Source organism: Thiomonas sp. OC7 (assembly GCF_900634595.1).
In the GTDB taxonomy this organism is placed as follows: domain Bacteria; phylum Pseudomonadota; class Gammaproteobacteria; order Burkholderiales; family Burkholderiaceae_C; genus Thiomonas; species Thiomonas arsenitoxydans.
The window spans coordinates 2,577,607-2,597,517 of sequence record NZ_LR131953.1; the positions used below are offsets into that span (position 1 = coordinate 2,577,607).

Annotated in this window: 19 protein-coding genes; 11 read left to right on the forward strand and 8 right to left on the reverse strand. The window is 61.2% G+C overall.

Annotated elements, in window-relative coordinates; genetic code table 11:
- The first annotated feature begins 5 nt into the window (after positions 1-5).
- Positions 6-1,400 (forward strand): TrbI/VirB10 family protein, encoded by a 1,395-nt coding sequence (locus BIO17B3_RS12400; RefSeq protein WP_232054281.1) that lies wholly within the window; start codon positions 6-8, stop codon positions 1,398-1,400.
- A gap of 52 nt (positions 1,401-1,452) precedes the next feature.
- Here BIO17B3_RS12400 and BIO17B3_RS12405 read toward each other — a convergent pair whose 3' ends face one another.
- The 7 genes from BIO17B3_RS12405 to BIO17B3_RS12435 all read right to left on the reverse strand — a co-directional run bounded on the left by BIO17B3_RS12405 (position 1,453) and on the right by BIO17B3_RS12435 (position 8,125).
- Positions 1,453-2,619, reverse strand: coding sequence for an AraC family transcriptional regulator (locus BIO17B3_RS12405; protein ID WP_156054259.1), 1,167 nt, complete (start codon positions 2,617-2,619; stop codon positions 1,453-1,455).
- The gene (locus tag BIO17B3_RS12410; protein ID WP_156054260.1) at positions 2,616-3,497 is read right to left on the reverse strand and encodes a DMT family transporter; all 882 of its coding nucleotides are present in this window, start codon (positions 3,495-3,497) and stop codon (positions 2,616-2,618) included. Before BIO17B3_RS12410 ends, BIO17B3_RS12405 begins: the two co-directional genes overlap by 4 nt.
- 144 nt (positions 3,498-3,641) lie before the next feature.
- The gene (locus BIO17B3_RS12415; protein WP_156054261.1) at positions 3,642-4,103 is read right to left on the reverse strand and encodes a thioesterase family protein; all 462 of its coding nucleotides are present in this window, start codon (positions 4,101-4,103) and stop codon (positions 3,642-3,644) included.
- Positions 4,104-4,254: 151 nt separating this feature from the next.
- Positions 4,255-5,010 (reverse strand): sulfite exporter TauE/SafE family protein, encoded by a 756-nt coding sequence (locus BIO17B3_RS12420; RefSeq protein WP_172981004.1) that lies wholly within the window; start codon positions 5,008-5,010, stop codon positions 4,255-4,257.
- A gap of 42 nt (positions 5,011-5,052) precedes the next feature.
- Positions 5,053-5,832: a TauD/TfdA family dioxygenase gene (locus BIO17B3_RS12425; protein ID WP_156054263.1), complete on the reverse strand. Its 780-nt coding sequence runs from the start codon at positions 5,830-5,832 to the stop codon at positions 5,053-5,055.
- Positions 5,833-6,189: 357 nt separating this feature from the next.
- Positions 6,190-6,774: an ABATE domain-containing protein gene (locus BIO17B3_RS12430; protein WP_156054264.1), complete on the reverse strand. Its 585-nt coding sequence runs from the start codon at positions 6,772-6,774 to the stop codon at positions 6,190-6,192.
- 28 nt (positions 6,775-6,802) lie between these two features.
- Positions 6,803-8,125: an MFS transporter gene (locus tag BIO17B3_RS12435; RefSeq protein ID WP_156054265.1), complete on the reverse strand. Its 1,323-nt coding sequence runs from the start codon at positions 8,123-8,125 to the stop codon at positions 6,803-6,805.
- A 185-nt stretch (positions 8,126-8,310) separates the two neighbouring features.
- Here BIO17B3_RS12435 and BIO17B3_RS12440 point away from each other — a divergent pair, with 185 nt between their 5' ends.
- From BIO17B3_RS12440 to BIO17B3_RS12465, 6 genes are all read left to right on the forward strand, one after another.
- Entirely contained in the window at positions 8,311-9,318 is a 1,008-nt protein-coding gene (locus tag BIO17B3_RS12440; RefSeq protein ID WP_156054266.1) for a TauD/TfdA family dioxygenase, read from the forward strand.
- Positions 9,319-9,332: 14 nt separating this feature from the next.
- Complete coding sequence (locus BIO17B3_RS12445) at positions 9,333-10,544, forward strand: pyridoxal phosphate-dependent aminotransferase (RefSeq protein WP_156054267.1); 1,212 nt, start codon at positions 9,333-9,335, stop codon at positions 10,542-10,544.
- An 88-nt stretch (positions 10,545-10,632) separates the two neighbouring features.
- Positions 10,633-12,609, forward strand: coding sequence for an FAD/NAD(P)-binding protein (locus tag BIO17B3_RS12450; RefSeq protein WP_172979019.1), 1,977 nt, complete (start codon positions 10,633-10,635; stop codon positions 12,607-12,609).
- A gap of 135 nt (positions 12,610-12,744) precedes the next feature.
- Positions 12,745-13,359: a cysteine hydrolase family protein gene (locus BIO17B3_RS12455; RefSeq protein WP_172979018.1), complete on the forward strand. Its 615-nt coding sequence runs from the start codon at positions 12,745-12,747 to the stop codon at positions 13,357-13,359.
- 2 nt (positions 13,360-13,361) lie between these two features.
- Positions 13,362-13,805 carry a cupin domain-containing protein gene (locus tag BIO17B3_RS12460; protein WP_156054270.1) on the forward strand — a complete coding sequence of 148 codons (444 nt, stop codon included), beginning with the start codon at positions 13,362-13,364 and terminating at the stop codon, positions 13,803-13,805.
- Positions 13,806-13,834: 29 nt separating this feature from the next.
- Complete coding sequence (locus tag BIO17B3_RS12465; protein ID WP_156054271.1) at positions 13,835-15,865, forward strand: aconitase family protein; 2,031 nt, start codon at positions 13,835-13,837, stop codon at positions 15,863-15,865.
- A 158-nt stretch (positions 15,866-16,023) separates the two neighbouring features.
- Here BIO17B3_RS12465 and BIO17B3_RS12470 read toward each other — a convergent pair whose 3' ends face one another.
- On the reverse strand, positions 16,024-16,965 hold the full coding sequence (locus BIO17B3_RS12470; protein ID WP_094159852.1) for an AraC family transcriptional regulator: 942 nt from the start codon (positions 16,963-16,965) through the stop codon (positions 16,024-16,026).
- 105 nt (positions 16,966-17,070) lie between these two features.
- On the opposite strand from BIO17B3_RS12470, the gene BIO17B3_RS12475 reads away from it, so the two are divergent.
- The 4 genes from BIO17B3_RS12475 (at position 17,071) to BIO17B3_RS12490 (ending at position 19,716) form a co-directional block, all read left to right on the forward strand.
- Positions 17,071-17,838, forward strand: a complete 768-nt coding sequence (locus BIO17B3_RS12475; RefSeq protein ID WP_013123539.1) for an iron-containing redox enzyme family protein — start codon at positions 17,071-17,073, stop codon at positions 17,836-17,838.
- Between the two features lie 44 nt (positions 17,839-17,882).
- The gene (locus BIO17B3_RS12480; RefSeq protein WP_013123538.1) at positions 17,883-18,998 is read left to right on the forward strand and encodes an MFS transporter; all 1,116 of its coding nucleotides are present in this window, start codon (positions 17,883-17,885) and stop codon (positions 18,996-18,998) included.
- Between the two features lie 114 nt (positions 18,999-19,112).
- Positions 19,113-19,409, forward strand: coding sequence for a hypothetical protein (locus BIO17B3_RS12485; RefSeq protein WP_013123537.1), 297 nt, complete (start codon positions 19,113-19,115; stop codon positions 19,407-19,409).
- Position 19,410: 1 nt separating this feature from the next.
- Positions 19,411-19,716, forward strand: a complete 306-nt coding sequence (locus BIO17B3_RS12490; protein ID WP_013123536.1) for a DNA-binding transcriptional regulator — start codon at positions 19,411-19,413, stop codon at positions 19,714-19,716.
- The last annotated feature ends 195 nt before the right edge of the window (positions 19,717-19,911 follow it).

Below are 19,911 nucleotides of genomic sequence, written 5' to 3' on the forward strand. Positions count from 1 at the left end.
AGGCCATGATGACCAACCCCCAGCAACCCGACACCCCAGAAACCGACAGCCGCCTGCTCGCGCAGGACGTGGACGGCGCCACCGCCGGCAAGAAGAAAGAGAAAGGCCTGAGCATCAAGGGCACGCCGCGCGAGGGCGGCGCCCGTCTGAGCAAGAACTTCAAGAAAGTCGCCTTCGTCGCAGGGGGCGTCATCGCTGGCGGCATGATTCTCGGCATCATGACCGCCGGGAACAAGCAGGCAGCCCCCTCTGACGGCGGCGATTCCGGGGCGCAACAGGTCGGCCAGACCAGTCCCGACATCGCGGCCATGCAGCGCGCGGCCCAGGCGAATGCGACACCCGCTCCCGGCGCATCGAACCCGGCCAAACCAAAGGCTTCAGCCAGCTCGCCGGGCTCATCCCTGCAAACCCCAGCCCCAGGAACGACCCTGGCCACGACTCCCAACCCGCAGCAGCTCACCCCCGCCCAGAAGTATCACCAATGGCTGGAAGAGCAGCACTACAAAGACCTGGAGGGCGCCGTGCTGGCCGCCCAGAGCGCGCACCTGGCCAAGGTCGAGTTGGCAGCGCCCAGCGCATCAAGGTTGGGTGGAAGCGATACGGCCGACCAACTGCGCCGCCTCGCACTCGGCGCAGCGCCCAAGCCGGGCGAGCAGGAACAAGCCCTGCAGAAGGCGCTCACTGCACTCCAGGGCGCGACAGGGCAGGGCGGTGCAGGTCAGTCATCGCCCCAGCAACAGAACAAGGGCTTCCTTGACGCCGCACAGGCCCAGGGCGACAACGGCTACCTGCCCGCCGCGGTGCAGCCGCCCCTGGCCCGGCATGAGCTGTTCGCCGGCAGCGTGATCCCGGCCGTGATGCTGACCGGCATCGACAGCGATCTGCCCGGCACCATCAGCGCCCAGGTGCGGCAGACCGTGTACGACAGCTTGAATCCCAGTGTGGTGCTCATTCCCCAGGGCACGCGCCTGATCGGGCAGTACAGCAGCCAGATCGCCTACGGCCAGAGCCGCGTGCTGGTGGCCTGGAGCAGGCTGATCTTCCCGAACGGCGCCACCATCGACCTGCGCGGCATGGAGGGCACCGATGGCAAGGGGCAGGCCGGATTCCACGACCAAGTGGACAACCACTACTTCCGCGTCTTCGGCAGCGCCATCCTGATGAGTCTGCTCGGCGTCGGCGCGCAGCTCAGCCAGCCGCAGAACTCAGGCGCCCTCAACACCCCGTCCGCCAGCCAGCAGGCAGCAGCAGCCACCGCGCAGCAGCTCAACAACGTCGGCACCAACCTGCTCAATCGCAACCTGAACATCCAGCCCACACTCATCATCCGGCCGGGCTATGCGTTCAACGTGCTGGTGAATCGGACGATGATTCTGCCGGCGTATGAAGGAAGACGGTGAGGCCACCACCGTATCGATTGGCATGCGTTTCGTCTTATGGAACGGCGACCGATCAAGAACGCTGTGGACTGGCGCCGCGGGGTGTGGCGACATGAAGTCGATACTCTCCTGGCGTCATTCCGAACCAGCGCCGGCAGGCGCGATACGTTGCGCTTTCGTCGGCAAACCCCAAGGCGACGGCGAGATCATCCAACGATGCATCTGCGCGCCGGAGAAGGTTGTCCGCGAGATCCCGTCGCACGACATCCATCAGGCTTTTGAACGTGACGCCTTCACCATCGAGCCTGCGCTGCAGCGTGCGCTCACTCATGCACAACGACCGGGCGACGTCCGACTTTGATGGCACGCCGTTTCGCAACCCTTGCTCAATGAGCATCCTGACGCGGCTTGACGTCGAGGGGGGCTGAAGCGATGCAAGTTGCTCACGTGCCAAGGAATCGTGCAATTCCGACAGATGGTCGTCCCAGGTTGGCAGTGTCGCGAGGATGTCGCTGCGCGAAAGCAATACGCGATTGGCCGCGCAGCCGAAAGTCATCGAACAAGGGAACACGGCCTGATGGGGGCCAGGATTGACCGGATCTTCCGCTTGCCACTCCATGGCGAGCGGGCGGATTTCCCGCCCTGTGGCCCACTTGCAGAATGCCAGGATGGTGAGCCAATCGAACTCGATGCGCTGGCGCGGCACGTCCTGCTGCTCGGGCTGTACATCGAGCTGTAGCCAATAGCCCTCAGGCGCTTCGTGGATGGAAAATGTGGCCGCTTCACTCACCACGCCCATGTACTGGGAGAGCCGCATCAAGCCCGCTCTGAGGTTTTCGCAGGACAGCATCGAATAGCTGACGACGCCGAAGGCCGCAGGCCTGGCCAGCTCGGGAATGGTCAGAGCAATGGCGGGGTTATTGCTGCGCAGCGCCGCCAGACCCCATAGTGTGGAGACCTTGTCGCTGGCAAAGCGGCCGGGTGCTCCGTGCAGCATGTCGATGACCATGCCCGATTCCGCAAACAGTTGAGGCACGTCCAGACAATGCGCTTGCAGCAACTCGGCGATTGCGCGCAGCCAGACCGCAGAGCACGTTTTGTCGCCGTCGGCAACCATCCGTTGGCGGACCTGGTGTGAAGATACTTTCGCGAGCATCGATGACATTCTCGCCTCCAGACCATCCATCGCGCACGCATCCGTTGCGCCGATGCCAAGCCATTGGTCAAGACTGTAAATCACGAATCGGTGTGCCGCTCCCTCAGGAAGAGGTGGCGCTGAGACAGCGCCAGGCAGCCCAACACGACGACCATCCCGAGAAACTGAAGCCCCGTGAGGCCTTGCTGGAGGACGATGGCGCCGAGCAGCATGGCCACGACAGGTACCAACAATAGCAGCAACGATGTGCGCTGCGCACCCAGGCGTTCGATCCCCACAAACCATGCGGGATAGGCTGCGACCGTGGCCAGGAGCATCAGGTAGCCGAGTCCGGCGACAGATCCGGCATCGAGCGGCAGTGGCTGCCTTTCGAACACCAGAGTGAGCACACAGAGGATGATCCCGCCGGCGGTGAGCTGCCAGCTCGCGAAGACGAGCAGCCCCGATGGGCGTCCCCACCGCTTGATCAGCACCACCCCAAGCCCCATACAGACCGAAGCGCCCAGCGCCGCCAGCACGCCCAGCGGATTCATTGGGGCGTCCGAGGTGCCCACAATCAAGACCACGCCGAGCACGCCCAGGCCGATCAGTACGGCATCTGCAAGCTTGGGCCGTTGGCCCAGCAAGGGCCAGGCGAACGAGGCCGCCCAGAATGGCGACAGCGCCATGATGATGGCCAGGACGCCGCCCGGGATGCGGCTCGCGGAAATGAAGAACAGGGCGAAGACCGCGGCAATGTTGATCAGGCCCAGGATCAGGACGCGCGCATACCAGGTGCGCGGAGGCCATTCGCGCAGCAGCGCGAGCAGCAGCAGCCCACCGCCAAGGCTGCGCACCGTGGCCACCAGCAGGGGATGTCCCGGGGCGATGGTCTGCGTCGCCACGATGGGCATGGTGCCCCACAGGACAGGGGCGAATGCGCCAATGAACACCGTCTTCAGCGAGTCGACCGTGCTGCTCACTGGACGACCCTCCGCGCTGCGCGCTGCGGGATGAGCGCTTGGGAGCGGCCGTGCGGTGCGCTCATTGGACGACCCTCCTCGCCCCGCTCGACTCCCCGAGGGAGTTGAGCGCGCCTTCGGAGCGGCCGTGCGGTGCGCTCATGCTCAGGGCCCGGCAGCCGCGGCCGCCGACGGCATCTCGTACCGCTTCAGCTCGGCCCGTGTTGCGTCGGGAAGAGGGCTGGATCGCCTGGTGCTGTCGTCCATCAGCACGATGACCGTCTCCGCCGTGGCCACGCAGCGGTCGCCGACGAACAGCCCTTGCCCCAGGGTGACGGAGCTGGCGCCCACGCGCAGGACTAGCGTGCCGATGTCGATGGAGCAGCCCCAGTGAATCTCGGAGCGAAACTCCAGCAGCAATCGGGCGATCACGAAGGACGTGCCTTGCGGCGCAAGGGGCTGGGACGGGTTGTACAGAATCGACACCCGCCCGGATTCCAGGAAAGTCGCAAAGGCCGCGTTGTTCACATGTCCCTGGCGATCCGTGTCGCCATAGCGCGCCAGATCCTGAGTCCAGTGCGCGTAGCTGTCCTTGCGAGTCAGATCAAGAGAATTCGTCTCCGACATGCCAGACTCCTCACGATTCCGATGTGACCGGGGCCGATCTCCCGAGATTGGGTTTGTTCGCTGCACAAGGATAGGGAGATCCCCTTGCAAGGAGGTTGCTTCAGCGGCCAAACTGCTGGCGTTGTGAGCCATTCATTCGAACGGCTACCCTTCAAAGCGAGCCCAGCAAGTGCGTGACGGCCTTGACGCTGAGCGATACGGCAAGCAGAGCCAGCACGATGATGATGATGTGCTTGAACCGCGCAACCGAGATCCGTCTGCGCAGCGTGAAGCCCACGTTCAGAAAGATGACGGAGATCACCGTCAGGCCCAAAGTCAAAGACAACAGCTTCGGTTCAAAGATCGTCTCGCCGTAGAGAAAAAAGATGATGAGCTGGCTGATCTTGCCCAGCAGAAAACAGAGGTTGGCCGATTGGCTGATGGTGTTCTTGTCCTCGCTTGTCGACAGCAGGAACATCATCAACACGGGCGACATCGCATTGGTCGGACCACCAACCAGTCCGGCAAGCATGCCGTAGGCGAGTGTGCCGCTCCGGCTTGGAGCAGCGACCTTGACGTCGCGAAAAACTGCGGAGTAGACATAAAAGAATGTCGCCAGCGCCAACACCAGCAGCAGGTAGGACTGCTGCACCCAGAACAGCAACTGCACGCCGAGCAGACTCCCCGCGGTGCTGGACAAGGCCAACGGCGCACTGCTCCTGATCACATCGCTGGCCTTGTGGCCGCTGAGAAAGCTCAGCAAGTTGATGGCGAGTGTCGGAAACAGCGTGATCAGAATGGCCGACTTAAGCGGCATGAACATAGCCAGCGCCGCCGTGGTCAAGATCGGAAAACCGATCCCAGTGACGCCGTGCAGCACCGATGCGATGGCGAAAACCGCGATTGAGAAGATGAGGTGGGCGTGCACTGCGGAGTGGTTTTGACTTGCCAGCGACTTTGACTGAACGGATCAGGCCGCACATTCCATGTTGAACCGCACCCGCTTCAGGTGTCTTGCACGGTCCTTGATCGGCGTTCTGGCATGCAAATAGCGTTTGTTGTCGAGAATCATCATCTGATGTTCGCTCAGCCGAATGCGCCGCGACACCCTGGGGTCCGCCATCTGCGTTTCCAGCTCGGTCAGGGCCGCGCTCTGCCGGGCGTCCAATTCTTCGCGTACGATGAGATCGCGGCGATAGCGAAAGTTGTGATCTTCGTCCACCAATAACGAATGGATTCTGTCCCGCCCCTTATAAAACTCCTCCGGCACCCGAATCGGAAAAGTCGCCATGGTCAAAGTCTGGAAGGTTTCGGGAGACAAACGACTCAGGAGGACGTCGGACTTGATCAATAGGTTCACACCTCCACCGAGCCTGTCCTGCTGTACGACATACAGCGCGAAATAGCCGGGCACGTCCGCCTCGTAGCAGCAATCGGTGTGGAAGAAGAATTCACGGTCTGAGTGCGAGATCGCCAGCGCTTCCAGACCGTCGCTTCCGCCGACCCGCACATCCCAGATTTCACGGCCTTTGCCATCATGTGTGTGCGTCTGCCCGAGCGCGCTGATCAACGACAGGATCACATCGTTTTCGGCGCTCACACGGCCAAAAGTGACGAGTGCAATACCGTAGCTGCACAAGGCGCGCCTGATGACGGATATGGATAGGGGAGTGAAATCATTGAGGTCGATTGTTGTCGACTTCGGCAGCTTGATGTCTTGTACAGCTTCCCAGTGGTTTGACTCCATCATGTTGATCCCCGTTATCAGTGAGCACTCCACCCATTGCTAACTGCATCCTCACTTGAGTGAATTCAGCGAATCCAGCCGCCTGAGGATTGGCACAATTTCCAGAATCCAACTGTCGGCAGAATAGCCAGAGACAAGCCACATAAGTGTGTCAAGGTGTTCAGCCATCGGCGCCCACACTCCCCGGCTGGAGCATGCATAGAGGCAGACGGCTTGTGGTAAGCCAGTATCCCCAAGGATTTCTTTTTCACCGCGCGCAGCAGCAACATCACGTTTCTTGCTTGGATTGAATCACTCAGCAAGGGATACGTTTTTCGCGGGCAAGGTCACCGCGGAAGGTGGGGGCGTCCATCCCATTGCTTACGCTGTGTCAGCGGTTTTTGCTCGAAAATGCTCGACCCGCGCTTGATTGCCACAGGTTCGACTCGAACACCATCGCCGCCGAGCACCGCGGGAGCGGTCGATGAAGATGCCGTCACAGGTCTTGCCTTCGCATTCGTGCAGGAACGCCCGATCAGGCCCGCCTATCGTCAAGATGGCGTCCCGCGCAAGCAGTGCTAAGACCTGCGTTACCGTTGTTGGCGAGGCAGCGACCGCTGACACCGACCCGTCGCGGCGCGCAAGCTGGGGGGGCGACGGATGCGTCGCCGCTGCCACTTCATTCACGAGTCGCATGTCCTCCCGTCGCGGCGATATCCCATGCACTACATCATGCACTAGGCGGTACAGTGCCTCGCGCAGCAAAATTGCGGCGGCCAGGTCGGCCACCGTCGCCTTGGGCTCGCGGCTACCTGGGGGCAACAATCCCGCTCGTCCGATCCACTCGGAAAGGCGTGACGCCGAGTCCAAACGCTCGATAGGATGCTCGCCAAGTCGCGAGCCGACGGTCGCGATGAAGTTGAGACTCGGACTGCCGAGGTCGAAACGGAAATCCGTCAGAGCCATGACCTGGTCCCTCTGTGACTGTGGTTTCTCAGTCTATTCGGAAGGCTTGTCTGCGGCCAAGGTTGAACAAACGTGCCAACAAGTCGGCGTTATCGGGTTTAGGCAATAGCGGGATGACGATCAGGGAGCAAACTGCCGCAGCTAGCCACACGGTTGTCCACGAACTGATACTCAGTATCCAGGGTATCGCCAGGGGCGTGAAAAACAACGAAACGAAAACGCAAGTGTTGGCCATGCCCAGCGCACTGCCGGTGCGTTGCTTGCCCACGATGGTGGCAAGTTCGGTGAAGGCCACACCCTGCCAAGCCGAAACGCAGACCCCGGCTACAACGAGCAGGCCGACCAGCCAAGCTACGGCCCCGCCGCCCCCACCCGCGCGCTCTGCCCATACAACGCCCAGGGCGAGCGCAGCAAAGGCCACGACGGACAAGGCCGCGCTCAGCCTCAGGTACTCACGCCGATTCTTTTTCTGGTCCGTCCATCGACCACTCCACACGCGGCTCACCATGGCGCCAAATTGCACGGTGAACATGGTCGCCGCTATGAGTGCCACGCCTGCTTGCGCAAAGTCATGCAGGAAGATTGTGGCAAAGGTGAGTACGGCGAACTGTGGCGCACACAGCAAGCCAATGCCTGCCACGAAACGCCAGACTGCGGCATCGTGCAGGGGATGACGCCCATCTGGCAATGCATCCGTTGTCTTGACCGCTTTTGATAGGGTCAAACTGGTCAAAGTGGGTGGCTCGTGCAGCCAGCGCCAAGTGAAATACAGCGACACGGCACACAACAACGAGAGCAGTCCGAACACGACGTCAAAGCCCTGCCATGAAGCCAGGGCCGGGAGCACCAACGCGCCGAATCCTCCCCCCAAGGGCACCGCTGTTTGACGCACACTCATTGCCAAACCGCGTTCGCCTTCGGCGAACCAAGTCATCACCGCGCGTCCGCTGGCACCATTGACGCTGCCGCCAAGCAACCCTACGCCCGCCAGCCAAGCCCCCAGCCACCATGCGGCCGGCACCGTCCCGTCGTGAGGCACCGCGATCAACACCATCAAGCCCAGGGCCAGGGCTGTTCCGCCCAGTCCGGCCAACAGCACCTTGCGGTCGCCCCAACGGTCAGTTAACAAGCCCCATGGCACCTCGCTGATTGCAATGCCCAGCCCCAGCAGCCCCAGTACCAAGCCAAGCTGCTCGTTACTCAGATGGTAGTCAGACCGCATGAATACGGCAGCCATCGGAATGCCTTGGAAAACGGCGGCAAAGCTGGCATTGGCAGCAACGCCGACTCCCAGCACCTTCCAGCGGTGACCAGAAGGTTTGGCATGAGTGGCTTCGTCATTGTGCGGCATGGTGCATCTCCCGTCAGTGGTGGCGTCACAGAATTGACGTAATGAGTTTATAGCATTACGTTGCCGCCTGTGGAAGAGCTTTTGGTTGTGATCAATGGCTACACAGCCTTCTCGATTTCAGGTGTGGTGCCGGATAAGCGGCCATTGCGAAACGAGCTTCCATGCAACTTCGGAGGAATCAATCGATGCAACCTCTTTACTGCTTTTCAGATGCTGACCGCCAGACCCTGCTTTCCGTCCTGCAGCGGGTCAAGTCCAACCCCTACACCGAGTTCGTTGAATTTCAGCGTGACGTCCGGCGCGTGATAGAGGCCGGAGAGATTCCCGTTGGGTTCGCCGATACCTGCTTGCTGATCAAGCAACAGCGTGACCGGGGTGTCAGTAACGTCCACGTCTTGCGCAACTGTCCGATTGACCCTGATGTGCCTCAGCTAGATCCCGCCGATCCGGTGAAAGACAAGTACCGGAAGAAGCAGACGTTCATCGGCGAGGCACTTCTCGCGGTGTTCTCGGAGTTCACCGGTAACCCATTGCTGGCCTACGGCAGCCGCAACAACGGTGATTTCTTCACCGACGTGATCGCGATTAACCGCTATAGCGGCAAGCTCACCGGCTTCAGCGATAGCGAACTCGTCTATCACAACGACCGGACCGCCCACGAGGTCAGAGCCGATTTCATATCGCTCCTAGGCATGCGCTGCCCCGAAACGGAGTTGATCTTCACCGGGTTCGTTGATGGACGTGACCTGATGAGCCATCTGCCGGCGGACATGCAGGCCATCCTGCGCAAGCCGCACTTCGTCACACAGTTCGATGTGTACTCTCGTGACACCAACGAGCGACAGGTGGCCTCGAACCGGCATCCGATCTTGGAGTACGACCACACCTTTCGCTACCTTGACACCATGACCGGCGTCGAGGATGGTGCGCCTACGGAAGCTAAGGATGCGCTCATCGCGATGAAGAACGCGCTGACATTGGCTCCCCGGACACGCCATCGCATTCTCACTGGTGACTTACTCGCATTTGCCAATCAGGACGGCCTACACAACCGTGAAAAGGTCGAAATCCAAGATCCCGATCGCGCCCGATCGAGATGGCTGCTCAAGACCTATGCCTTCCGCGATCACGACACCGCTAACCGCCACGCGCATCGCTGGCTGGAAGGCCAATACGGCCGAGTCGCTGACTGAGCGGGAGAAGGCCGATGACTTCTTTCGCAACATCCCGGCTCACCCAGGTGGAGCTATCCCCAACCTATGCCTTGCTCGACAAGGTGCATCAATTGCGCCGGTCGGGCGTTGACGTCCTGGATCTTGGCAGCGGTGAGCCGGACTTCGATACTCCGGACCACATTAAGCAGGCTGCACACGAGGCACTCGCGGCAGGACAGACGCACTACACGCCAAGTCGCGGTGATGCGTGCCTCCTCCAGGCACTTGCCGACAAACTGCGTCGCGACAATTCAATTGATGTCGATCCACAGCAAGGCCTCATCGTCACACCGTCGGCCAAGCACGCACTATTCATCTCTTTGCTTGGCGCGCTGCGGCCAGGCGACGAGGTCATCATTCCAACGCCTTGTTGGCCAAGCTATTTGGCCATGATCCGGATCGCCGGTGGCGTCCCGGTGGCCTTGCCGCTGCAAAGCACTGACGGATGGCGGCTGACACAAGCGGCCATCGAGACTAAACGCTCTGACCGTACCCGCGCCGTCCTGATCAACACGCCCACCAATCCGACCGGGCGAGTTCTAACGCTCGACGAACTCGAAGCCGTGGCGGAGTTCGCACAGAGGCACGATCTACTCATCATTGCAGATGAGATCTACGAAAAGCTGGTCTATTGCGCTGCTCGACACATCAGCATCGCCAGCCTGCCAGCGGCGGCACAAAGAACGTTGACCGTCAACGGCTTTTCCAAGTCGTACGCGATGACCGGCTGGCGTCTGGGCTACGTGGCGGGTCCACCGTCGCTGATGGGCGATCTGCTCAAGTTGCAACAACACAGCGTCGGTTGTGCAGGATCGTTCGTGCAGGCTGGCGGTCGGGCTGCGCTGCTTGGCGACCAAGAGCCCATCGCCGAGATGTCGCGCACCTATCTCTCGCGAATGCGTCTCATCGTCGAGGGGCTCAACTCAGTTCCCGGCTTCTCTTGCCGATCGGTCGAGGGCAGCTTCTATGCGTTTGCGTCGGTCGCCGGAACTGGATTTCCCACTTCGGCCGAGCTCGCCGCGTGGCTGCTGGACGAGGCGCATGTCGCACTTACTCCAGGCTCTGCGTTCGGACCAGGCGGCGAGGGTCATGTGCGGCTTTCGTTCGCCACCTCGGCCGAAACGATCGACAAAGCGATCGATCGGATGTGCAAAGCACTGCGGCACCGCCAATCGCAACCGCGGTTGGATGGAGCGTCCGCCTGAGCGCACGTTCGTTCATTCTGACGCGACTGGCGCTAGTTGCACCGAGCCACTCCATTATTCCACGCATCGACACCGGAGGTATCGACAATTGAAGCTGGACATCTCGCAACGAGACTGCGAGGGCATCTCAGACGAAGAAGCCTTTGTGGCGCATCGCATTGCCATCGTCGGCAGCGGGCCGCGCGGTCTATCGGTACTCGAGCGCATCACGGCACGGGTACTCCTGGAAGGGCTGCAGCGCCCACTGCAGCTTTACCTTATTGATTCAGTGCAGGTGGGTTGCGGCCGCATTTGGCGTACCGATCAACCGGATTGGTTCGTAATGAACACCGTGGCCGACGAAGTGTCGGCGTTCTCCGGGCCGTGGACCGAGGGGCCGGCGCGACCGGGAGCGGGGCCGTCACTCGCCCAATGGTGGCAGGCGCGCGATCCTGCCTATCCCGGTCCCAACAGCTACGCGCCGCGCGCCTTATATGGGCACTACATGCTCTATGTTCTCGAGACCATCGAACTGAGCTTGCGCCTGCTGGGGGTACCGCTGCATAAGGTCAGCGCGCGAGTCGAAGCGCTCAGGTCGCATGCCGACGGCTGTCAACTCAGCCTGTCCACTGACGTCACGCTCGACGTGCACCGCGTGGTGCTCACCACGGGGCATTCCCAACACGATCTAGAGCCGCTCCACCAGAGTTTCTCGGAATTTGCGGACGCCACGGCCGGGATCCGTTACCTGGCCGGAGACTCCGCCGCCGATATGCCACTGGAGGAGATCGCCCCCGGCACACCGGTGGGCATCCTGGGGTTGGGTCTGTCTTTCTTCGACGTGTTGGCCTCGCTAACTCTCGGGCGCGGCGGGCGTTTCGTTAATGGCGGCAATGACGGTTTGGAGTATGTGTCGTCAGGCCGCGAGCCGGCCCTATATGCCGGTTCGCGCAGTGGCTTGTGCATACCGGCGCGTGGTAAGAATCAGAAGCACCCCAATTACCGCTTGCGGCCAGCGATTTTTACGATGGAGCGAGTTTTGGCGATGCGACAGAACTGCCACATCGATTTTCGCGAGCAGATACTGCCGCTTCTGATGGCTGAAGTGAACCTTGTCTATTGCGAGACGACTTTGCGCCGCTCAGCGGGAGATGCGGCTGCAGCAAGGTTTCGCCAACTCGCGCTGCAATTGCCCACTCCGACGTCAAAGATAATTGTCGCACTTGCGCGCACGTTGGGGGATTCGGCGATCAATGCCCTGGACCTCGATGCGTTAGCGTACCCATTTTCCGATACCCGATTCACCAGCCCTGAGCACTTCGAGTCCATTCTGTTGCGGCATCTGAGGGAGGATGTAGCGCATGCGCAGTGCGGCAACGTCGATTCGCCGCTAAAGGCTGCTCTCGACGTTATCCGTGATACTCGTGGGTTAATCCGCGCGGCCGTCGATTTCGGAGGGCTCACGCCCACTTCGCATGAGAAGGATTTCCTCAAGTGGTACGTACCACGTAGCAATATGCTGTCTGCTGGTCCGCCTCTGGTGCGGTTGCAGCAGGTGGTTGCCTTGATCCGGTCCGGCGTGCTGCGCATCGTCGGACCGGACGTGCGGGTGGTGCCATGGCCCGCAACAGGCCGATATGTAATGACATCCTCGCAGGTCGATAGTTCCGAGGTGGAGGTGGACGTTTTGATCGACGCGCGCATCCCAATCCCAAACCTCGCAACGGATCGCTCGTCCCTGGCGCAGCATCTTGTAAACCAGGGAATCTGGACTCCCTTTGTCAACCGCGGCACCAGCCATGATGAGGTCTTGGTCACCGGTGGTGTAGCAGTGACTCCGCCACCCTTTCATCCGCTGGACCGCAACCAACGGCCCAATCACAATCTGTACGTGCTGGGTATTCCGACCGAGCATACCCGTTGGTTCATGCATGCTGGTAGTAGCAGACCCGGCTTTTGGACCGATTTCGTGGTCGATGCGGATGCGATTGCGGCTGATGCACTGCGCCCCGCAAGAGCGACACTGATTCCGCATCCGCGAGACGACCAGCAGCTTCTAAATCAAGCTGTCGGTGTTTTTCTTTGATGGCAATTTCGTTGAGAGACACACCATGAACTACACCTGCACGAATCTTCCGCATCGCGCGTTGACTTTGCCATATTCCCGATGCGCAACCACACTGCCAGCGTCAAGAGATCCAAATGTTTTTGGGAGCGCACTATGAATTCCCCTGGTTTTCAGAGCGCTCTGTTGGTGCTCGATCTGATTAACGAAGTTGTTCACCCCGATGGCTGGTACGGTCGAGATGGCTATGCCGAGCAGGTACGGTCGAGACAAGTGCTACACCACGCCGCCCAGGCCCTCGGACGCGCACGTGCGCATGGTTTGCCGGTGATTCATGTAGTGGTTGGTTTCAGCGAAAGTTACGCAGAATGCCCGACAGGATCCTCCGTGCTTTCAGTGGCCCGTCAGGACCGGAGGCTGCAACTCGGTACGTGGGCAACGCAACCTCCGCCGGAACTGGCTCCTCGATCAACGGAGCCGGTTGTCGTTAAGCAGCGCGTCAGCCCCTTCTACCAGACTAATCTCGAACTGCTGCTCCGCGCGCAGCGCATCGAGAAGTTAATACTCATTGGCGTATCCACCGAGTTCGTAGTGCTCGCCACCGCCATGGATGCACACGATCGCGACTACCACGTAAGCGTGATCGAGGAAGCTACAGCCGCGCTCGACCCTGTTCGACATGACGCTGCCGTGAAGGTATTGCGTAGCACCGCCGACGTCACCACCCTAGATGGCGCTTTCGCCAACGCCAAATTTTTCAAGGAAATATAACCATGAACCTCAACCAACCCCCGCTCGTGGTAAATCTAGGCTCCGCCGCCGATCCCGACCTTTTGGAATGGACGACACACTCGAGCCTCGGGCGCCATGGCGCCCGTATTTTCAGCCTGTTCAAGTGCGAGAGTTCTGGACAACATGTTGCGCTGGTGTCGTGCGCACCTGGCGCGAGTGCAACTACTCACGTCCATCCGGGCCATGAATGCTTCCTTGTGCTGAGTGGCCGTTTCGAAGACGATCACGGTAGTTACGGTCCTGGCGATCTCGTCGTTTATCGCCCCGGCAGTCGGCATGCTTGGCGCTCACCCGAGGGGGCGTTGATCTACGTCGTGTGGGGCGCGCTGCCAATGCCGACTGATGGCGTCCGTGACGATGTAGATGAGGCTGAGCTCCCGATCTACTTGCGTGACATTCCCTACGATTTCAGGCACCTCGTCTGAGCCGCCTCACTGACAACCAGGAGCCGCCATTGGCCCCCTTCATTCTGACCGGCCGCATTCTCTTCTTAACGGTCGAACCCGCGCTCGTGGGCGCGCAGCTCGCCGGGCGCGATCTGGAGTTTGATGATGTAGGCGAGCTGCGCGACGATGTTTCCACCGACGAAATTACGCCGATCCCGGTGCTCACCTTATTCGATGAGCGACTCGGAGATTTTCCCTACGTCGGCTACGAGACTCGAGGCCAGCGCCCAGTGCCGCAAGGCGCGGTGAAGCAGGGTGGATTTCAAGTCACAGTGGCGGGGCACCGCTATGGCAAAGGCTCCTCCCGTGAACACAGCCCTCTTGCCGAGCGAAGCGCCGGCATCCGTCTCGTGATTGCCAAGAGCTTTGAGCGCATCTACAGGCAGAACGCGGACAATCTGGGGCTGATTACTTCAACCGACTTTGGGCTAGTTGAGAGACTGTGTCGAAGGGAAGCCATCACGTGGGACGAGATCATCGGCTCGCGCGATAGCTTGTCCGCGGAGATACTGAGTGCGGGGGGGTTGTTACGTTATGGTCAGCGCCGATCGTGGGACTTCAGTAGATTTTCCGGAAAGCAAGAACGCGACGCGAGGCCTAAGACCCTGGCACACAAAATTCTTGAACGGAATTTATTGACGACCCCTGGCTGCAGGGATGCTCCCGCGACTGGCCAAGGTTGCTTTGTGCGCACTGACTGGCGCTTTATTCATGAGTATTACACCGGCATGGCATCTCACCTGCTGCGCTCCGCTTTCTGGAATGATCTGGAAGTCGTGGACGCCCCTTCGCTGCTCACGTTCGAAGATCACCTGTCGTACGCACACCTGAGCGCAGCGCATCGTAGCCCTGAAGCGATGCTCGGAATCTCCACTTTGTGCAAGGCCCATCGCGACTTTGCGCGTGCCCATGGTCTGCGTGAGCACGGTCGCCAAACTGGCGGCGTCGGCTCCGAGGGCATATCACATCCGTTGATGACGGAACGGTACGCCCTGCCTGGGCAACTTGTCGTCGGCACTGATTCCCACACTCCGCACAGTGGTGCGCTTGGCTGCCTGGCATTTGGTGTGGGAACTACCGATATGGCTAACGCCATGGTCACTGGTGCCGTACGGATGATCGTGCCCGACGTGTTAAGGGTTGAGATCGACGGTCAACTTGCCGAAGGTGTGACCGCCAAAGATATCGCATTACGTCTGCTCGCTGATCCCCGCATCCGAGACGGTGCTGGAGTGGGTAAGGTTTTCGAGTTCGCTGGTTCCGTAGTGCGAGCGCTCGATGTGGATGAACGCGCCACACTTACAAATATGACGGCCGAACTGGGCGGCTTCGCCGGTATTGTCGAACCCGACGAGCAGACCTGCAGATTTCTGCGCGAACGCAGGGACATCGAGTTCACCGTCGAGCCTTGGATGAGGAGCGACGCACTGGCGCACTATGCCGACATTCTGCGATTCGATTGCTCCGATTTGTCGCCAATGGTGGCTTTGCCCGGAGACCCGGGCAATGGAATCCCGCTGAATGACCTGATTGAGCGTCCTTCTGTCGATATCGCTTACGGTGGCTCTTGCACGGCTGGCAAGCGGTCGGACTTCGACCAATACCATGATGTTTTGTCCTGGGCGGTGACGCAAGGGTTGCGAGTCGCACGCAATGTGAAGCTATATCTGCAGTTCGGTACCGAGGACGTTGCGCGGTATTGCGAACGGATGGGGTATCTCTCAGCCTTTGAGCGGGTGGGGGCTGAACTGCTCCAACCGAGTTGTGGCGCTTGCGCCAACTGCGGCCCTGGCGCATCGGAATCGGCTAACGACGTGACGGTCAGCGCGATCAACCGGAATTTCCCGGGCAGATCTGGCCCAGGCAAGGTCTGGCTCGCCAACCCATACACCGTTGCAGCCAGCGCAATCGCCGGTCGGCTGGTGTCATTCGACGAATTGAGACGACTCGGAGGCGAAGAAAATGCCGCAAAGGCAGATTGGCGTTTTCGGAACCACCAAAGTCTCTGCGTTTATTTGTACGGTAGTTCCGCGCCCTAGTCATCATGGTCGCCAGCGAATCGGCAGGAATCGACCATGACGACTGGGGAGGGTTTACACATCGCCGGCATGCCGCTTAACCTCACCCCAGCCTGAGCATCCGACAAACATCGGATGATGAAACTTTTAGTCTGACCGCAGACAAGCGGCAGAGTGCCCTAATCATTCGTGCGGCAGTTCCGCGGCGATACCCCGTAGCGCTCCTTGAACAGCCTGCTGAAATGTGCGGGATCCTTGAAGCCGCATTGATAGGCGATGGAGGCGATGGCCTGCTCCCGGTAGGCCTCGCATTGCAGCATCGCTTGCGCGGCCTCGAGACGCTTGGCCAGCACGATCCGCGAGAAGCGCAGTCCTCGCTGGGCGAACAGCCGGTGCAGATAGCGTTCTGACACGCCGATCGCTTGCGCGCAGGCCACGGCGGACAGAACGTCCGCGTCGTACAAATGCTGCTCAACGTAGTCGAGCGCCTGTTGCCAGCGCAGTTCATTTCCGGCTCGGATGGCGGGCGCTGGCGCTGAATCACCGTGATAGGCGGCTGCCAACAGCCACGGCAGCGCAAAGGACATGTAGAAATCGGCGGTACCGCAGGAGCCATCCATGGCCATGCCAGAGAGAGCCCGGCGGACTGTCTCCGCAGGCAGAGCGGCGCCGCGCGCGATCCGCGGCGCAAGGGGGCGGTACCTCGCGTGGTCCGCACGATGGAGGCGTATGGCCGTTGCCGGCAGGCGTAGGGCGTAGAAGCTGCCGGGCGTCTTGAACACGACACGCGATGGCTCGGCAAGGTTGCGGAACGAGATGTCCCCGGCGCCGAAGGACAGGCGCGTGCCGTTCTGTTCAATGAAGCCGTCGCCTTCGACAACGACGTGAGCGACGATGGATGCGCGTACCTCGGCCGATAGCGTGCCGAGATCTGGAACCGCGTGAGTGATCGACTGCGGGCGAACCGATAGCTGCGCCAACCACAGCCTGTTGAACTTCGCATGCTGCTCCAGGCGGCCGCCGGGGCCGCCGTCATCGAGGATGACCTGGCCTGGCACGAAGCGATCTGCCAGCAGCCGCTCCCATGCGTGCGCCGACGTCCCCTGCGTCTGGTTTTCCACGTGTTCATCTCCTTCCAAAAATTCGGTTCATGTGGCGGCAAGCTCGCCGACTGGTGCTTCTTAGACTGTGTGTCACCCGTTTTCATCCCAAAGGAGAGGGAAACCATGTCCGCCATCTTGACCGATTCCCATGCTTCCGTGGTTTCTGCGACTCCCGTTCAGCCTGGTGCCGGATTGGATGACTTGCTGAAATTGCGCACCGCGCTGGTCTTGGAGCATCCCCTCAATCAGGCGGTCGGGCGCGATCCCGGAAGGCTTTTCCTGATGTTCGAGTTGTACGCCGACTTCGTGTACGACTTTACCGAGTACGTCTGCCGCTTGTTCATGGCGTTGCGGGATGAGGAGATGAAATCCGTGATCTATGAGAATCTGGTCGATGAGCTTGGTCTTGGTTCGGCGAAGCCAAGCTCCTGGAAGGCGCAGCATGGGGAACTCTACCGCCAGTTCATCCACAGCCTGCGCCTGATCGAACCCTACCGGGCGACGGGCATCGAACAGCGCATTGTCACGATCGAGAGCGCGTCGAAAGCCATCTCCAGACGCTTCTACGACGCACACGCGGCGATCATCACCGACGGCGATGACCTGCAAAGCTTTGCCGCGTTCTCAACCATCGAGTGCTGGGTCTGCGACTTGTATGCCTTCTGGAAGCGCGCTCTCGTGGGCATGGGCTGCAGCGAAGAGAGCCTGGACATGCGGACCATCGATCTGCATTGCATCTGTGACGTCGAACACAGCGCTGCGCTGGATGGCCTTCTGCGGAGAAAGCTGTCGCAGGGCGCTGACGCGCTGCACCGGATGAGGAAGGGGGTCGTGCGCGGCATCGCGGCTTCCGAGCGGCTGTTCTCCGATATCCACCGGGAACTGGCATGATGGTGTCGGCCCGTTGCCAGAGCACCGGGTGGCGATGGCCACCCATGCTGCTGCTGGCGCCGTTCCAGTTCATCTTCGGGCTGATCTATTCCTGGGGCGCCATCGCGCCCGCCATCCATGCCCAAAGCGGCTGGCCTCGGGCGACTCTCGACCTGGCGTTCTCGCTGACGCCTCTCGCGTTGCTTCCGGCTGTTGTCCTGGCCGGCCATGGGCTGCGGCGGATGTCGCCCAGGGCGATGCTGGCGGTGGCGCTCGGCTGCTTCACGATCGGTGGCGCGGTCGGTTTGGTGTTCGGGGATTCGCTGCCGTTCATGCTGGGCTACAGCATCGTGGCCCTGGGGATTGGCGCCGGGTTGTCCACGGCGGCCTGCATCGCCGTCGTCGCGCGCCTGTACCCACAACGCCGGGGTGTGCTGGGCGGCGCACTGCTGGCGCTGTACGGCATGTCGTCGGTGGTAAGCGCGCCCTTGTTCGAGTCGCTCAATGGTCACTTTGGCTGGCGCGCGGCGCTGGCTTTGCTGCTCGGCCTGTATGCCGCACTGGGCTGGCTGGCCTGGGCCGGCCTCCCGGTTCTGCCTGCGCAGGACGTGCACTTGGCCCCGCGTATCGGAATGCGGACCATGCTGGGCCATCGGTCGATGCGCTGGGCACTGGGTCTGGTGTTGATCGCCGCCCCTCTGGGGTCGGCGTCATTCGCGACGGTTGGACATCTCACCCGCCAACTTGGCTTCGGCTCGAGCTTCGCCCTCGTTGCGGTCGCTGCCATGGCGATCGGCAACGGCCTGGGGCGGTTGGGCTTCGGCGCCTTGGCCGACGTCCGGGGCGGACGCTTCAGCCGCAAGGTGGTGCTGGCCGTCAACGCCCTGGCTGCGGCGATCCTGCTGGCCGTGCTGCATGGCCTGGACGCGAGGGCGTTCGCCCTGTATCCCTTGCTCATGGGCCTGGCCTTCGGCGGCATGGCAGGCAAGCTGCCGGCGCTGGCCGCACATGTCGTCAAGGATGGCCATGCCGAGACGGCGTTCGGCTTGCTGTTCGGCGCCTTCGCATTGGCCAGTTTCCTGGGGCCGCTGGCCAGCGCTGCATTCGGTACGCGCGAGGCACTGGAAGGTTTCGCCGTCTGTGCGATCGCAGGCTGGTTGTCGGCGCTCGTCGCTCCTTGAACTGGAGGTGAACGCAGTATCCAGGCCGGTGGTGCGAAGGCCAAGGCGTGCCGCATGGGGATTTAGCGACCACGCGGCTGAAGCAAATCTACGGAAATCCCGCACAATTTAGCCATGCGCACGGTCATCGAAACTCCGACGTTCCAGAAGCAGGCCAATCGCATCTGGGCCGACGAGGAGAGGCTGCAGTTCATCACCTGCATCGCTGAGCATGCTGACGCGGGCGACGTGATTCCGGGGGCGGATGGAGCCCGCAAGGTACGCTGCAAGCGCGCAGGCAGCGACAAGTCCGGCGGGGTGCGCGTGATCTACTTGAACCTGACCGACGAGGAGGCCGTGCTGCTGGTGGCGCTATGCGCAAAAACGGATCAGGACAACATGCTTCCCAAGGACATCCGAAAGGTGGTGTGACATGGACGTGTACAAGATCGCCAAGGCTATCGAGTCCGACGCGGGAGAGCCGCTGCCGGATCTGCGTCAGGCGCTGGACGAGGCGCGGGCGCGGGCGGGGCGCGTGACGACTCCCGAGCAGATTCTTGTGCGCAAGGCCCGAGAGGCGTCGGGATTGACGCAGGCAGCGTTCGCGGAACGCATCTCGACACCAGTCGCCACCTTGCGTGACTGGGAGCAGGGCCGTTTCGCTCCGCCCGGCGGCGTGCTGTGCTTGCTGCGCCTCATCGCCCGTCACCCGGACTTGACGCAAGAACTTGCCGCCTGAAGAGGCAAAGAAGGCAAAGGGGGCGCTTGAAGAATGCCTCTGAGTGCGCATCACATGGTTCTAAATTGGGTATCGACCAAGGACAACATCGCAGCCGCGAAGGTGGCGGCGACGGGATCCAGATTCGCCTCGATCATTCGGAGTAATGCATGGCGAGAAATGTGCTGCGACACGAGCTGGGGGCTGGAGAATCAG

Bases quoted from the DNA above. Each gene is read 5' to 3' on its own strand.
- BIO17B3_RS12400 (WP_232054281.1), top strand. From the start codon at position 6: ATGATGACCAACCCCCAGCAACCCGACACCCCAGAAACCGACAGCCGC.
- BIO17B3_RS12415 (WP_156054261.1), bottom strand. From the start codon at position 4,103: ATGTCGGAGACGAATTCTCTTGATCTGACTCGCAAGGACAGCTACGCG.
- BIO17B3_RS12425 (WP_156054263.1), bottom strand. From the start codon at position 5,832: ATGATGGAGTCAAACCACTGGGAAGCTGTACAAGACATCAAGCTGCCG.
- BIO17B3_RS12430 (WP_156054264.1), bottom strand. From the start codon at position 6,774: ATGGCTCTGACGGATTTCCGTTTCGACCTCGGCAGTCCGAGTCTCAAC.
- BIO17B3_RS12435 (WP_156054265.1), bottom strand. From the start codon at position 8,125: ATGCCGCACAATGACGAAGCCACTCATGCCAAACCTTCTGGTCACCGC.
- BIO17B3_RS12440 (WP_156054266.1), top strand. From the start codon at position 8,311: ATGCAACCTCTTTACTGCTTTTCAGATGCTGACCGCCAGACCCTGCTT.
- BIO17B3_RS12445 (WP_156054267.1), top strand. From the start codon at position 9,333: ATGACTTCTTTCGCAACATCCCGGCTCACCCAGGTGGAGCTATCCCCA.
- BIO17B3_RS12455 (WP_172979018.1), top strand. From the start codon at position 12,745: ATGAATTCCCCTGGTTTTCAGAGCGCTCTGTTGGTGCTCGATCTGATT.
- BIO17B3_RS12460 (WP_156054270.1), top strand. From the start codon at position 13,362: ATGAACCTCAACCAACCCCCGCTCGTGGTAAATCTAGGCTCCGCCGCC.
- BIO17B3_RS12475 (WP_013123539.1), top strand. From the start codon at position 17,071: ATGTCCGCCATCTTGACCGATTCCCATGCTTCCGTGGTTTCTGCGACT.
- BIO17B3_RS12480 (WP_013123538.1), top strand. From the start codon at position 17,883: ATGCTGCTGCTGGCGCCGTTCCAGTTCATCTTCGGGCTGATCTATTCC.
- BIO17B3_RS12485 (WP_013123537.1), top strand. From the start codon at position 19,113: ATGCGCACGGTCATCGAAACTCCGACGTTCCAGAAGCAGGCCAATCGC.
- BIO17B3_RS12490 (WP_013123536.1), top strand. From the start codon at position 19,411: ATGGACGTGTACAAGATCGCCAAGGCTATCGAGTCCGACGCGGGAGAG.